The organism is Streptomyces sp. NPDC059452 (genome assembly GCF_042750035.1).
Taxonomy (GTDB): Bacteria; Actinomycetota; Actinomycetes; order Streptomycetales; family Streptomycetaceae; genus Streptomyces.
Map to the genome: position 1 here is coordinate 100,119 of NZ_JBHYVE010000022.1, position 14,445 is coordinate 114,563.

Consider the following 14,445-nt stretch of genomic DNA (forward strand, 5'->3'; position numbering starts at 1 on the left):
GGAAGTAAGGTATGCCTAACCTATCGTCTCCGTACGGGATGCGGGGAACCGGCCACCTCAACGATCAGCGAGAAGAGGGAAGATGGGCAGGACCACGACCGAAGGGCGCCGCGCCCCGAGGCCGTTCACGACCGGCATCCGCCCCACCGCCCACCGGACCGGGGGCGCATCCCAGGACAGAGAGGTCTGACCCCGCCATGCCTTCCGTACCCCTCAACGGCATCAGCCTGACCTACGACGACACGGGCGAGGGCGAACCCGTCGTGCTCGTCAACGGCGCCGCCGCCGGCCGCACCACCTGGCGGGCCCGTCAGACCTCCGCCCTCAACGCGGCCGGCTACCGGGTCGTCGCCCTGGACAACCGGGGCCTCGCGCCGAACGTGTCACCGCCCGGAGGCATCACCCTGGACGCCATGGCGGCCGATGTGGCCGCCCTGATCGACCACCTCTCCCTCGGCCCCTGCCGGATCGTCGGCTTCTCCATGGGCGCCTCCGTCGTCGCCGAACTCCTCCTCGCCCGCCCCGAACTCGTCGGCCGGGCGGTGCTGATGGCGGGCTGGGCCCGGCCCCACCCGTTCGGCTCCGCCCTCCGCCGGGCCCGCCGCGACCTGTACGACGGCGGGGTCGACCTCCCCGCCTCGCACCGGGCCGTCTTCGCGGCCCTGACCTACCTCTCGCCCCACACCCTGCGAGATCCGCGGGCGGTGCAGGACTGGCTCGACGTCTTCACCTACGCACCGGGGGAGAGCGGGCCGGGCATCCGCGCCCAGTGGGACGTCGTGGGCGACACCGACCGGCTGTCCCGGTACGCCGCGATCGACGTCCCGCTCCTGTGCATCGGGTTCGCCGACGACGTCCTGGTGCCGGCGGCGGCCACCCGGGAGATCGCCGACGCCGTTCCGGGCGCCCGCTACACCGAGATCGAACGCGCCGGCCACTTCGGCCATCTGGAACGCCCGGCGGAGGTCAACGCGGCCCTGCTCGACTTCTTCGCGGAGCGCCTGGAGCGGTCCGCCCAGCCCGCCGAACCCCACCGACCCGCCCGCGGCGAAGGGCTCATCGGTGCCGGGCGAGGAGCCATATGATCCGCCGCACCACCATCGCCCCGAAGCCCCCGGCCGCCGGTCCGGACGAGCCCACCGACCCTACGACCCGGGACGGCCTCCGGCTCCTGGTGTCCTGCCTGAGGGACCGCCCCGCCCTCGCGGCACTCGCCGTACTCGGCGGCCTCGTCTACCAGCTCGCGCTCATCGCCCTGCCCTGGCTCGTCGAACGCGCCGTCGACCAGGGCATCGTGGACGGCGACACCTCCGCCCTGTACCGCTGGGCCCTCGTCGTGGTCGGGGCCGGCCTCCTCGCCGCCCTCGCCGAGATGGCCCTCGGCTGGTACTCCACCCTGCTCGCCACCACCCAGGGCAACCGCCTCTACATCGCCCTCGCCGACCGGGTCTCCCGGCTCGACACCCGTACACTCACCCGCTTCGGCGAAGGGGACCTCGCCCTGCGCGGCACCCGTGACGTGGACCTGGTGCGGAACTGGCTCTCCGGCTTCGCCTCGTTCGTGACCGGGGTCGCCGGGTTCGCCGTCATGGTCGGGGCCATCATGCGGCTCGACCCGCTGCTCGCCGCCCTCTGCGTGCTCTGCGTCCCGCCTCTGGTGTGGATCAACACCTACCGGTTCCCCCGGCGGTTCGGCGCCGCCAACGCCCGGCTCTCCGCCGCCCACGGCAGCCGCGCCGACGCGGTGGAGGAGCTGCTCTCGGCCAGTGCCGCCGTACGCGGACTCGGCGGCGAGCCCGCCCTCGTACGACGGCACCACGAGCGCAGCGCCACCGTCACCGAGCACACCCTTGCCACCGGCCGGATCTCCGCCGACTGGGCCGCGCTCTCACCGTTCGTACCGGCCCTCGCCATCGGCGCCGGACTCGGCCTCGGCGGCGTCGCGGTCCTGCGTGGCACCCTCTCCGTCGGCGGCATCGTCGCCTTCACCGGCTGGATGAGCATGCTCGTGCTGTGGGTCGGCGTCATCACCCTGCGGATCAGCCAGCTCAGCCAGGCCACCACCGCAGCCCGCCGCCTCCAGGACGTCCTGCTGCCCCGGCCCACCGACCGCCCCGAGGGCACGGAACCCTTACCCGCGACCGGCGACCTCACCGCCGAGGGCGTCAGCCACCGCTCCGGCGGACACCTCACCCTCGCCCCGGTCGACCTCACCGTCCGCCCCGGCGAGCTGATCGCCGTCACCGGACCCACCGGCTCCGGGAAGACCACCCTGCTCAGGATCCTCGCCGGACTCCTGCCGCCCACCACCGGCACCGTACGGTTCGGCGGTCTCCCGCTGGAGGCGGCCGACACCGCCGGACTCCACGCCCGGATCGGCTACGTGCCCCAGCGCCCCGTCACCCTCAGCGGCACCCTCGCCGACAACCTCCGCCTGGGCGCCCCCTACACCGACGACGAACTGCGCGAGGCCTGCCGCACCGCCGCACTCGACGACACCCTCGCCTCCGCCCCCGAGGGCCTGGACACCCCCGTCGGCGAACGCGGGAACACCCTCTCCGGCGGCCAGCTCCAACGCCTCGCCCTCGCCCGGGCCCTCCTGCGCCGACCGGCCGTCCTGCTGCTCGACGACATCACCTCCGCCATCGACGCCACCACCGAACGCACCCTGCTGGAACGGCTCCGCGCCCGGCCGGGGACGACCACGATCGTCTGCGCCACCCACCGTCCCACCGTCATCGAAGCGGCCGACCGCACCCTCGCCCTGACACCGGCCCGGCCGGCCGGAGCCGACGACGTAACGGCGGAGCGGGTGAGCACCGGTGGCTGAACACCCGCTCCTGACCGCCACCCCCGACCAGCGCCGCGTGCTGCGCCGCGCCTGGCCCCATCTGCGCCCCGAGAGGCGCGGGATCGCCCTCGCCCTGGCCACGAGCGCCGCCGCGACCGCCACCGCCGTCGCCGTCCCCGCCGTCATCGGCGCGGGCGTCGACCAGCTCCTGGAGCGGGACCGTACGGGCCTGTTCGCCGCCGTCGCCGCGCTCACCGTGCTGGCCCTGCTCAGACTCGTACTGTTCCGCCGGTCGGAGCTCCTGCTCATCACCGTGGGCGAACGGGTCGTCCGCGCCCTGCGCGAACTGGCCGTCACCCGGCTCTCCCGCGCCCCCCTCCGCTTCCTCGAAGCCCACCCCTCCGGGGATCTGCTGCGCCGGACCACCACCGAGATCGCCGACCTCGCCACCTTCGTCCGGAGCCAGCTCCCCGACGTCCTCACCGTCGCCGGGTACCTCGTCCTCACCACCGTGCTGCTGCTCACCTACTCGCCGCTGCTCACCCTGGCCCTGGCCGCCGTGTTCGTGCCCGCCGTCGTCGCAGTGCTGCGGCTCTTCAAGAAGGCCGCCGACCCGGCCTTCGCCGCCGAGGCCGCCGCGGCCGGGAAGGTGGCGACCACCTACCGCGAACTGGTCCAGTCCCGCGAGATGCTCCGGACCGGCGGCGGCACCGGCTTCTGGCGGACGCGCTTCCTCGCGGACAACGAACGGCGCTACCGCGCGGCCCGGCGCAGCCAGCGCACCCTCTTCCTCATCAGCCTCTCCCGCATCGTCCAGAGCGTGACGACCGCCGTGCTCCTCCTTGTCGGCGGCTGGCTCACCACCCGGGGCTCCATCAGCGTCGGCACGGTCGTGGTCTTCATCCTCGCCACCCGTCAGCTCTTCGACTCCGCCACCCAGGCATCGAACCTGGTCGGCCAGGTACAGAGCACCCTCGTCGGCCTCGCGCGCCTGCTCGACCTGCTCACCACGACCGCACCCCGCCCCGCACTCGGCCCGCCCCGCCCCGCGTCCGGGGACCGACCGCACCCGGTCACCGCTGAACGCGGCCCGCTGGACCTGGAGGACGTCCACTACGCGTACGTGGCGGGGAACGAGGTCCTGCGCGGTCTCTCCGTACGGGTCGAACCGGGCGAACGCGTAGGGCTCGTCGGCCCCACCGGCTCCGGCAAGACCACCCTCGCCAAGCTCATGACCGGTCTGTACGCCCCCGACAGCGGCACCGTCCGCTACGACGGCCACGACCTGGCGAGCCTCCCGCCCGACGAGCTGCGCCGCCGGATCGTCCTGATCCCGCAACGCGTCCACATGATCGAGGGGACCCTGCTCGACAACCTCCGGCTCGTCCCCGGCGACCCCGACGAGCAGACCGTCGCCCGGGCCGCCGGAGACCTCGGCCTCACCGGCTGGATCGGCTCGCTCGACGAAGGGCTCCACACCGACCTCGGCCGGGGCAGCGGCAGACTCTCGGCCGGTGAACTCCAGCTGATCGGCCTGGTGCGCGCCGCACTCCTCGACCCGGCCGTCCTCGTCCTCGACGAAGCCACCGCCGACATCGACCCCGGGACGGCCCGGACCCTGGAAGCCGCGCTCGACACCCTGCGGGCCGACCGGACCCTCATCGTCATCGCCCACCGGGAAGCCACCATCGAACGGCTCCCGCGCGTCATCCGCCTGGACGGGAAGACCCTGCTGCCCCACAACTGACCTGCGGCTGCTCCGTAACCGCCGCACCAACGGGCCCGTGGCTGCCCCTCGGAGGGAAGCGATGCCCCTAGGCTGCGACCCGGCACGAGAACACGAGAACCGGCAGCGACCCTGGAGCACACCCCATGTCCGACCCCGCCCCGCACCATCCCTACCCCGACGCCTTCGCGCCGGACGACGCCCCCGCCCCGCACCCGCTCCTCACGCCGGTGCTCGGACTCCTGGGGAGGTGGACCGGCCGGGGGCGGGGCGGGTACCCGACGCTGGACGACGCGTTCACCTATGCGCAGGAGGTCACCTTCAGCCACGACGGGCGGCCCTTCCTCCACTACGCCTCGCGCGCCTGGCTGCTCGACCCGGACGGCGCCCCGCTGCGGCCCTCGGCCCGGGAGAGCGGCTGGTGGCGGCTGCAGCCGGAGGGGCGCGTGGAGGCGCTGATCACCCAGCCCACCGGCATCGCGGAGATCGCGGTCGGGCGGGCCGACGGGGGCACGGTGGATCTCGCCACGCACGAGGTGGCTCTCGCGCCCACGGCCAAGCAGGTCGACGCCACCCGCCGCCATTACACCCTGACCGACGGGGACACGCTCGCGTTCGTCCATGAACTCGCGGCGGTCGGACAGCAGTTGCAGCACCACCTGTCGGCGGAGCTTCGACGGGACGGCAGGGAGTAGCCCGCTGGCCGGAAGGCGCCGATCCGGCCGGATTTGCATATCAGAGGTCTTCCAGTGCATATGGACAGGACAACTTTTGGCAAAAGGAGTTCGACCGATGTCCATGCCCAGCTATCCTCAGCAGCCGAACGCGGGTCAGGCCCCGTACGGAGCACCGCACGGCGCCCCGGCACCCGCCGCGAGCAACGGCTTCGCGGTCACCGCTCTTGTTCTGGGTCTGCTCGCCTGCGTCTTCTTCTGGACGGTCATCGGAGGGCTTCTTCTCGGCCTGCTCGCGATCGTGTTCGGCATACTCGGGGCGCTCCGCGCCCGGCAGGGGCGGGCTCCGCGCCGGGTCATGGCGATCATCGGCGCCGTGCTGGGCGGGCTCGGCCTGATCGGCTCCGTCCTCGTCCTCTTCCTCAGCTTCTCCCTCTTCAACTCCGAGGAGTTCAAGAACTTCGGGGAGTGCGTGCAGAGCGCCAACAGCAAGGCCGAGGAAGACCGCTGCGCCGAGGACTTCGGCAAGAACCTGTCCCGCTGACCCGAACGGCGGCTCGGCGGTTTGCCACCGCGCTGCGAGTTTGTGACGGTGGGAAGTGGGGAGTGGTCTCCCTCACCGCCGGATCCGACGGTCCTGCGGATCATCTGTCCGTAACGAAGCAGAGGGAAGAGGGTTCGATGTCCTCGAAGCGACGTCGTAAGAAGAAGGCCCGCCGCAAGAACGGCGCCAACCACGGCAAGCGCCCGCAGAGCTGAGGCCGGTCCGCGGGTCCGAGGGGCAGCACCGCACGGTGCTGCCCCTCGCGTGCGTTACGGACGGGTGCCATGGGCTCAGGGGGCGCCGCCCGGTCCGCCACCCCCGCACGGATGCGGGCGAGGGGCCGGGCCCCTCATAGGGTGACCCCATGTCTGCCACGTTGAGCTCCGAAAAGACCGCGGCCGCGCTCCGCAGATCGGCACGCGTCTCGCTCGAACTGCTGCTGGTCCTGCTGATGGCCGCCGTCGTCCTGTGGCTGCTGGGCCGGACGTGGGCGGTGGTCTGGCCGCTGATAGTCGGTCTGCTGCTCACCACCCTGACCTGGCCGCCCGCCCGCTTCCTGCGCCGCCGGGGATGGCGGCCCGCCCCGGCGGCGGCGCTGGTGACCGTGCTGTTCCTCCTCGTCGGCACCGGCATCGTCGCGCTGATCGCGATCCCCGTCGCCTCCCAGTCCGGCCAGTTGGCCGACGGGGTCATCCAGGGCATCGGGAGACTGCGCGAATGGGCCGCCGGGCCGCCGCTCAACATCAGCGACGCCCAGATCACGGGCGCCTTCGACGCCGCCGTGGACCGTATCGAGAACAGCGTCGGCAGCGTGGTCACCACGGCGGTCACCGGGGTGAGCACCGTCTTCAGCGGCCTGATCACCGCCGTGCTGGCCCTCTTCCTGATGTTCTTCTTCCTCAAGGACGGCCCGCGCTTCCTTCCCTGGCTCGGCCGTCAGCTGCCCGGCCGGCTCGCCACCGATGTCCCGGCCGTGGCCGAGCGGTGCTGGAACACGCTCGGTTCGTTCGTGCGGTCCCAGGCCTTCGTCGGCCTGCTCGACGCCGTCTTCATCGGCATCGGCCTGTGGATCCTGGGCGTTCCCCTGGTGCTTCCGCTGGCGGTGCTGACCTTCGTGTCCGCGTTCGTGCCGATCGTGGGCGCGGTCTTCGCCGGTCTCGTCGCGGTGCTCATCGCGCTGGTCTCGAACGGTCTGACGGACGCACTGATCGTCCTGGCGATCATCGTCGCGGTGCAGCAGCTGGAGGGCAACGTCTTCCAGCCCATGATCCAGAGCCGTGGACTCGGCCTGCACGCGGCGGTGGTCCTGCTGGCCGTGACGCTCGGCGGCAGCCTGGCCGGAGTCGTGGGCAGCCTGCTCGCGGTCCCGGTGGCAGCCCTGGTCGCCGTGGTCTGGAACTATCTGCGCGAGCAGCTCAGCGACCCGGGGGAGGCGCCGGAGCAGCAGGACGAGGGGCCGGAGCCGGGAACGGCCCCGGGCGGGTCCCACGTGGACGCGCCTGCTCCCGCGTGACGCCGTACGGCCGGGCGGGGACGGCGACGACTCCGTACGGTCGTCGGGTGTGACGGCGGTGATCCCCGTACGGTCGTGGGTCTGACGGTGTGATCCCCGTACGGCCGTCGGGTGTGACGGCGTAACCACCCTCCCCAGCGGGCTCCTTGGCCCCTTTGCGCGCATAGCACCACGCCCGGCCCGTCTCGTATCACCGAGGCGGGCCGGTTCTCTGCCCTCGCCCCCGCCCCCGCCCCCGGCTCCCGGCCCCGACGCGCCGGATCGTGGAGAGCTCGTACAGATTCCCCGCACGGGTCTAGGCCCGCACTCCCCTCTTGCTATACCTTGCGTCTAATAAGCTTGCTAGACACCGCGTCTAACAAGCGAGGGCGGCGCTCGGCGGCCATCGATCTCATCGGGCGGGAACGCGATGGGAGGCGGCTCGGGTGGCGCCGGGCCGATCTCTCGAGTCAAGGAGCCGCACCATGTCCAGCAGCACCGTTCGGCCGGAGGACCAGGACCGGCGCGCCGAGCAGGACGTCGCCCGGCGACTGCTCGACTCGTCCGCCAAACTCTCGTACGACCCGGCCACGCAGGTCGACTGGGAGACCCCGCTCGACCCGGACCACCACGGCGCGAGCCCCGAGTGGTCCACGCTCTACGGCACCGCCTACTGGGCCGAGTTGAGCGAGGCGCAGCGCAAGGCGCTCACCCGTCAGGAAGCGGCGTCCGTCGCCAGCACCGGCATCTGGTTCGAGATGATCCTCCAGCAGATGGTGCTCCGCGACATGTACGCCAAGGACCCCACCGACCCCCGGTTCCAGTGGGCGCTGACCGAGGTGGCCGACGAGTGCCGCCACTCGATCATGTTCGCCCGGGGCGCCGCGAAACTGGGCGCACCCGCCTACCGGCCGCGCCGCCCGGTGGTGGAGCTGGGGCGCGCCTTCAAGACCCTGGCCTTCGGGGAGGCGGCCTACGCGGCGATACTTGTGGCCGAGGAAGTCCTCGACGTGATGCAGCGCGACTGGATGCGGGACGAGCGGGTCGCGCCCTTCGTCCGCACCATCAACAACATCCATGTCGTGGAGGAGTCGCGGCACATGAAGTTCGCCCGCGACGAGACCCGCAAGCGGCTGCGCGGCGCGGGCCCGGTACGGCGGCAGCTCAACGCCGTCGTGGTGGCCATCGCCTCGTACTACATCGTCACCAGCATGGTGAACCGGGACGTCTACGCCAACGCCGGTCTGGACTCCGCGCGGGCCCGAGCCGAGGCGAGGACCAACGAGCACCACAAGTCGCTGATGCGGTCGAGCTGTTCGGGACTGATGGAGTTCCTGGCCTCGGCGGGCCTGCTGACCCGGCCGGCCCTCTTCTTCTACAAGCGCGCCTCGCTGATCTGACCGCGGCCGCCGGCCCGCGCCCGGCCGACCCGCCCGCTCCTTCACCGGTACGGCCCCGAGGCCGGCCCGGTCCCTCACCACGACCCGAGACGACGAGATGACCTACGCCATCACCCAGACCTGCTGCTCCGACGCCACCTGCGTCGCCGTCTGCCCCGTCAACTGCATCCACCCGACCCCCGAGGAGCGGGCGTTCGGCAGTACGGAGATGCTGTACGTCGACCCGGAGACCTGCATCGACTGCGGCGCCTGCGCGGATGCCTGCCCGGTCGACGCGATCTTCCCGGTGGACAGCCTCTTCGGGGCGCAGAAGGAGTACGCGGCCATCAACGCGGCCTACTTCACGGACCGGGAGCCCGAACTGGCCCCCGCCGGGCCGAACTTCCACGCCTGGGGCGAACCCTCCTTCGAGCGCAGCCTGCCCGCTGACTTCGCCCCCATCCGGGTGGCGGTCGTCGGCACCGGACCCGCAGGCATGTACGCGGCCGAGGACCTGCTGCTGCACACCAACGCCGAAGTGACCCTGGTCGACCGGCTCCCGGTGGCGGGCGGCCTGGTCCGCTACGGCGTAGCGCCCGACCACCCCGCGACGAAGAAGGTCGGCGAGACCTTCGCCCGGTTCCACTCCCACCCCCGGGTACGGATGCACCTGGGCGTCGAGATCGGCAAGGACATCACGGCCCAGGAGCTCGCCGCGCACCACGACGCGGTGATCTACGCGGTCGGCGCCTCCACCGACCGCAGGCTCGGCATCGAGGGTGAGGAGCTGCCCGGCAGCGGCTCGGCCACCTCGTTCGTCTCCTGGTACAACGCCCACCCGGAAGTGGCGCCCGACTCCGTGCGCCTGAGCGCGGAACGCGTGGTCGTCGTCGGCAACGGCAATGTCGCCCTCGATGTCGCGCGCATCCTCGTCACGGACCCGGACACCCTGGCCGCCACCGACATCGCCGACCACGCGCTCGCGGCGCTGCGGGAGTCGGAGGTGCGCGAGGTGGTCCTGCTGGGGCGGCGCGGCCCCGAGGACGCGGCCTGCACCGCCTCCGAACTGCTTGCCCTGAAGCATCTGCCGGGGGTCGGCCTGGTCGTCGACGACCAGGACCCCAGGACCGGCGCGGCGATCGACGGGGCGGCCCCGGGCGGGAAGGCGGCCCTCCTGCGGGACGTGGAGCGCCGGGCCGTGGACTGGGCGCAGCCCCCCGCACCGGGGCGGCGCATCGTCTTCCGCTTCCACTCCGCCCCGGTGGAGGTGCTCGGCGAGGAGAGCGTCAAGGGCGTGCGCGTGACGGCGGGCCCGGGGGAGCGGGACATCCCGGCGGGTCTGCTGCTGCGGGCCGTGGGCTACCGGGGCGTGGCCGTGCCGGGCCTGCCCTTCGACGAGGCGTCGGGGACCGTACCGCACGAGGGCGGCCGGGTGAGCGGGATGACCGGGACGTACGTCGTCGGCTGGATCAAGCGCGGCCCCTCGGGCGGCATCGGTGCCAACCGCACCTGCGCCGCCGAGACGGTCGGCACGCTCCTGGCCGACGCCGTGGCGGGCGCCCTGCCCTCCCCGGCCCACCCGCCCACCGCGTTCCGCCGCCTCGCCCGCAGCCGTGGCCGTGATGTCGTCGACGCCCGGGGGCTGGCCGCCATCGACCGGGCGGAGGTGGCCCGGGGCCGCGAGCACGGCCGGCCGCGCGTCAAGCTCGGCACCGTACCCGCCCTGGTCGCGGCGGCGAAGGGGCGCCGCCGCCGGCGAACGCCGAGCTGATCCGCCCCCGACCAGAGCTGAGGCCCCACCGGTCGGTGAACCGGTGGGGCCTCAGCGGTTCGTGCAGGCGGCAGGAGGGGAGCGCCTGCATGAACTCGGGTCAGGGGGACTTGTACCCGCATCCCCCGGGCCCACGCGGCCACCGGCCGACGGAAAACCTTTATGAGGCGCATACTCGAAAGTAGTCGGCATTGTTTGGAGGACTCCATGATCGTCCTCGGTGTCATTCTGTTGGTGATCGGCCTGATAGCCGGAATCGGCTTCCTCTGGACCATCGGCATCATTCTCGTGGCCATCGGTCTGGTGCTCTGGGTCCTGGGGGCGACGGGCCGCGCGGTGGGCGGAAGGCGCCACTACTGGTAGCGCACGAGTAGCCCGCTGGTAGCCCACCCACAGCCCGGCGGTAGCACTCCGGTAGCCCGCCGGGGAAGGAGCGCGCACCCCCGCATGACCGTCGCCGCCGTTCCCGTACAGGAGCGGGGGCGACGGCGGATTGTCAGTGGCACCTCCTACGGTGTGAGCAGTGAGACCCGCCGGAACGGCCGCGGGTCCGCCCTCGGGAGGGGTCTGCCATGTCCACCGCGTCCACCGTGTCGACGACGACGTATCTGGAGCTGTCACAGGAAGGCGCGGGGGCGCACAAGTTCTACGAGGTGACCGTCGACGGCCTGGTGGTGACCGTGCGGTACGGGCGGATCGGCGCCGCCGGGCAGACCCAGACGTCGACGTTCGCCACGGTCGCGAAGGCGCAGGCGGCGGCCGCCAAGAAGGTGGGCGAGAAGGTCCGCAAGGGGTACGCCCCGGCCGTCCCCGGACAGCGCGCGCCGCGTGCCGTGACCCGGCGGCAGGTGACGTCCGCCCCCTCCACCGCGCGGGCCGTGGCGCCCGTCCTGTGGCGGTTCCGTACGGGCTCCTCGGCGTTCGGCATCCACGTGGACGACGAGCGGTGCTGGGTCGGCAACCAGGCGGGCGATGTCTACACCCTGGACCACGACGGCGGCGTGCTCGCCCGGTTCAGCCTGCCGGACGGCGTGAAGTGCCTGGTCGCCGACGACTTCTGGATCTACGCGGGCTGTGACGACGGCCGCGTCTACGACCTCTCCTCCAAGCTGCCGTTCGCGGCCTACGACATCGCGGCGGACGTCGACATCTTCTGGCTCGACATCCACGAGGGCCTGCTCAACGTCTCCGACCGGGCGGGCCGGCTGACCGTCATCGACCACGAGGACGAGCACCAGTGGGCACGCCGCAGCCAGGGCGAGCACGCCTGGATGGTCCGCGCCGACGACCGGGCCGTCTACCACGGCCACCACCGCGGCGTCACCGCCTACGCCCCGGACGGCGGCGGCGAGTTGTGGCACACGCCCACCCGGGGCGGGGTGCTCTTCGGCTGGCAGGAGGACGACGCGGTGTACGCGGGGACCGCGCACCGCGTGGTCCAGCGGCTGTCGAAGGCGAGCGGCGCGATCGAGGCCACGTACGCCTGCGACAGCGCGGTGTACTCCTGCGCCACCTCGCCCGGCGGCCGGTTCGTCTTCGCGGGCGACGCCTCGTCGTCCGTCTACTGCTTCGACCAGGACGGCACACGGCTGTGGAAGCTCGGCACGGGCGGCGGTTCGGCGCTGTCCATGCAGTACCGCGACGGGCGGCTGTATCTGGTGACGACGGACGGTTCGCTGGTGTGCGTGGACGCGAGCGAGGCGGCCATCTCCGCCGCCCAGCAGGGCACGGTACCGGCGCCCCGTGACGTCAAGCTGGCCGCCGCGCTGCCGACCTACGCGCCCGCCACGGCCCCGGCGGCGGTCACCACCGTGACCCACGCCCCCGCCGGGGCGGTCGTCGTCGAGTGCGTCCAGGACAGCGGCGGCCGCCTCCGCGTGCACGTGGTCTCCGGCGACTACGACACCTCGTGGAACGTCCAGTTCCCCCGCGCGATACGGGAGCCCGGCGCGCGGTACGTGGTGGACCACCTGCACGCGGCGGCTGGCGGCTTCTACCGGGTCCGGGGTGACATCCGACGGCTCCAGTGAGCACGGGCGGACCCCGTCGGCGGGGCCCGCGTGGCACGGGCCCGCCGGTTTTGTTCATGCGAGTGCAACGGCGTACGCCTGTCGGCGGCCGGGGCGGCCCGCCTACCGTGGACGGGTGACCCTTCCCGCGCTGTACCGCAGACTGCACGTGGACCTGGCGCGCACATGCGCGTCCCTCTGTTGACGAGCCCGACTCCGTCCCCGTACGACAACAGCCACGAGCACAGGGAGAGATGGGCATGACCACCGTCACCACCCACGGGATACACCGCGTCGGACCGAGGATCGGCGCCGAGGTGACCGGCGTCGACCTCACGCGGGCCGTCGACGACGAGACCGCGGACCAGCTGCGGCGGGCCTTCCAGGAGCACAAGGTGCTGGTCTTCCGCGACCAGCACCTGACGCCCGACCAGCACGTCGAGGCCGTACGCGTCTTCGCGGAGCCGTTCGACCACCCCACCGCCGTGAAGGACGCCGCCAACCCGCTGGTCTACCCGTACAACGTCCGGCAGACGGGCAAGGCGAGCACCTGGCACATCGGCGGGCTGTGGCGCAGCCCCGTCTTCGCCGTCGAATCGCTCACCTACGAGGAGGTGCCCGAGCTCGGCGGGCACACCCTGTGGGCCGATCTCCAGGCGGCCTACGACGATCTGTCGGAGCCGTTCAAGGTGCTGCTCGCCTCGGTGAGCGCCACCTATGACGCCGACCCGCAGAACTACGCCCAGGGCACGAAGCGGACCGCCGTCACGGAGACCGTCGAGCACCCGGTCGTCCTCGAACACCCGCTCACCGGGCGGAAGGGGCTGTTCCTCAGCACCTCGGCGACCGGGCTGACCGGCGTCACACCGCAGGAGGGCAAGGTGCTGCTGGACCATCTCCTCCGGCATGCCTCCTCGCCCGACTACACCATCCGCTTCGGGTGGAACCCCGGCGACTTCGTGCTCTGGGACAACCAGGCGACCTGGCACTACGCCGTGGACGACTACGGCGACGGCGCCCGGGTGTACCGCAAGGTGATCGGCGTGGAACGCCCCGGGGCGGCGACGGCCGCCTCCTGACGGACGCCCGCTTCCTGACGGACGTCTGCCTCCCGGCACCACTCGCCTCCTGCCTCCCGGCACCACCCGCGACCCGCTTCCCCGTCCCCGCCGCTCCGGCGCGCCGGACGGGTGGGCGGGTCGCCCCGTGCGGGGGCGGGCGGTGCGGTCCACGGGCCGCTCAGCGGCCGGGTGCCCCGGCGCGCAGCCCGTCCATCACGAGGTCCAGCAGCCGGGCGGCCCTCGGCTGCCAGTCCTCCCGCGGGTCGATCTGCCAGAGGCCCGCTATGGCCAGGAAGAAATCGTCCGGTGTCACCCCCGGACGTATCGTCCCGGCCTCCTCGTTGGCACGCAGCAGCGTTCCGGCGGCGTCCAGCACCGGGGCGGGGCCGGGCCTGGCCGGGCCGCCCGGCGCGCTCGTGACCAGCCGGATCGCGTCGGCCAGTCCGGCCTTGGCCATGGCGAACCGGGCGAGGCGGTCCATCCACTCGCGCAGGGCCCGCTCGGGGGCGCGGGCGGCCAGCAACTCGGCCGCCGCGTCGGCCACCTGCTGCATCTCATAGCGGTAGAGCTCCAGGACCAGCGCTTCCCGGTGGGGGAAGTTGCGGTAGAACGTGCCCTGTCCGACGCCCGCCTTCCGGGCGATCGTGCTCAGCGGGACGTCCGGGCGCTGCGTCAGTTCGGCCATGGCCACGTGCAGGATGCGTTCGCGGTTGCGCAGCGCGTCCGAACGCAGGGGAGCGTCCTTCTTCGGCTGGTTCACACGTTCTCCTCGCGGGTTCGTGGCCGAATCCCGTCCTTGTCGAACCGGACAGCTGTCCGTTACGTTTTCGAGTGATGCGGACAGTTGTCCGGTTAGGTCTACCTTAGCGCGGGGTCGCCACCTGTAGGGGCCGGACCGAGGCCCGCCCCGGCCCTCTCCCGGGGCCCGCCCCCCTCCGCTTACCGCCGTACCGCTGCCGCAGCCCCCGATCTCCCGTCACCGGACACCGAAGAAGGCT

General features: G+C 72.5%; 13 protein-coding genes. 12 read left to right on the plus strand and 1 reads right to left on the minus strand.

The genetic code is table 11. From position 1 onward, the window contains the following. Positions 1-197: 197 nt before the first annotated feature. The 12 genes from ACFW9Z_RS26580 to ACFW9Z_RS26635 all read left to right on the plus strand — a co-directional run bounded on the left by ACFW9Z_RS26580 (position 198) and on the right by ACFW9Z_RS26635 (position 13,465). Positions 198-1,085 (plus strand): alpha/beta fold hydrolase, encoded by an 888-nt coding sequence (locus tag ACFW9Z_RS26580; protein WP_384645073.1) that lies wholly within the window; start codon positions 198-200, stop codon positions 1,083-1,085. Continuing rightward, a complete protein-coding gene (locus ACFW9Z_RS26585) occupies positions 1,082-2,830 on the plus strand; it encodes an ABC transporter ATP-binding protein (RefSeq protein WP_384645074.1) in 1,749 nt (582 codons plus the stop codon). The genes ACFW9Z_RS26580 and ACFW9Z_RS26585 overlap by 4 nt, the downstream gene beginning before the upstream one ends. Then, positions 2,823-4,538, plus strand: a complete 1,716-nt coding sequence (locus tag ACFW9Z_RS26590; RefSeq protein WP_384645075.1) for an ABC transporter ATP-binding protein — start codon at positions 2,823-2,825, stop codon at positions 4,536-4,538. Before ACFW9Z_RS26585 ends, ACFW9Z_RS26590 begins: the two co-directional genes overlap by 8 nt. 125 nt (positions 4,539-4,663) lie before the next feature. Continuing rightward, complete coding sequence (locus tag ACFW9Z_RS26595; RefSeq protein WP_384645076.1) at positions 4,664-5,212, plus strand: FABP family protein; 549 nt, start codon at positions 4,664-4,666, stop codon at positions 5,210-5,212. A 97-nt stretch (positions 5,213-5,309) separates the two neighbouring features. Further along, positions 5,310-5,735 (plus strand): DUF4190 domain-containing protein, encoded by a 426-nt coding sequence (locus ACFW9Z_RS26600; RefSeq protein ID WP_384645077.1) that lies wholly within the window; start codon positions 5,310-5,312, stop codon positions 5,733-5,735. Positions 5,736-5,872: 137 nt separating this feature from the next. Continuing rightward, complete coding sequence (locus tag ACFW9Z_RS26605) at positions 5,873-5,950, plus strand: 50S ribosomal protein bL37 (protein WP_370454205.1); 78 nt, start codon at positions 5,873-5,875, stop codon at positions 5,948-5,950. A 149-nt stretch (positions 5,951-6,099) separates the two neighbouring features. After that, positions 6,100-7,248: an AI-2E family transporter gene (locus ACFW9Z_RS26610; protein ID WP_384645078.1), complete on the plus strand. Its 1,149-nt coding sequence runs from the start codon at positions 6,100-6,102 to the stop codon at positions 7,246-7,248. Positions 7,249-7,712: 464 nt separating this feature from the next. Further along, complete coding sequence (locus tag ACFW9Z_RS26615; protein ID WP_384645079.1) at positions 7,713-8,627, plus strand: diiron oxygenase; 915 nt, start codon at positions 7,713-7,715, stop codon at positions 8,625-8,627. 97 nt (positions 8,628-8,724) lie between these two features. Next, on the plus strand, positions 8,725-10,377 hold the full coding sequence (locus ACFW9Z_RS26620; protein ID WP_384645080.1) for an FAD-dependent oxidoreductase: 1,653 nt from the start codon (positions 8,725-8,727) through the stop codon (positions 10,375-10,377). Between the two features lie 207 nt (positions 10,378-10,584). After that, a complete protein-coding gene (locus tag ACFW9Z_RS26625) occupies positions 10,585-10,740 on the plus strand; it encodes a DUF6131 family protein (protein ID WP_384645081.1) in 156 nt (51 codons plus the stop codon). Positions 10,741-10,949: 209 nt separating this feature from the next. Next, the gene (locus ACFW9Z_RS26630; protein ID WP_384645082.1) at positions 10,950-12,407 is read left to right on the plus strand and encodes a WGR domain-containing protein; all 1,458 of its coding nucleotides are present in this window, start codon (positions 10,950-10,952) and stop codon (positions 12,405-12,407) included. A gap of 239 nt (positions 12,408-12,646) precedes the next feature. Then, positions 12,647-13,465, plus strand: coding sequence for a TauD/TfdA dioxygenase family protein (locus tag ACFW9Z_RS26635; RefSeq protein WP_384645083.1), 819 nt, complete (start codon positions 12,647-12,649; stop codon positions 13,463-13,465). 160 nt (positions 13,466-13,625) lie between these two features. On the opposite strand, the gene ACFW9Z_RS26640 is transcribed toward ACFW9Z_RS26635, so the two are convergent. Next, the gene (locus tag ACFW9Z_RS26640) at positions 13,626-14,207 is read right to left on the minus strand and encodes a TetR/AcrR family transcriptional regulator (protein WP_384645084.1); all 582 of its coding nucleotides are present in this window, start codon (positions 14,205-14,207) and stop codon (positions 13,626-13,628) included. Positions 14,208-14,445: the final 238 nt, after the last annotated feature.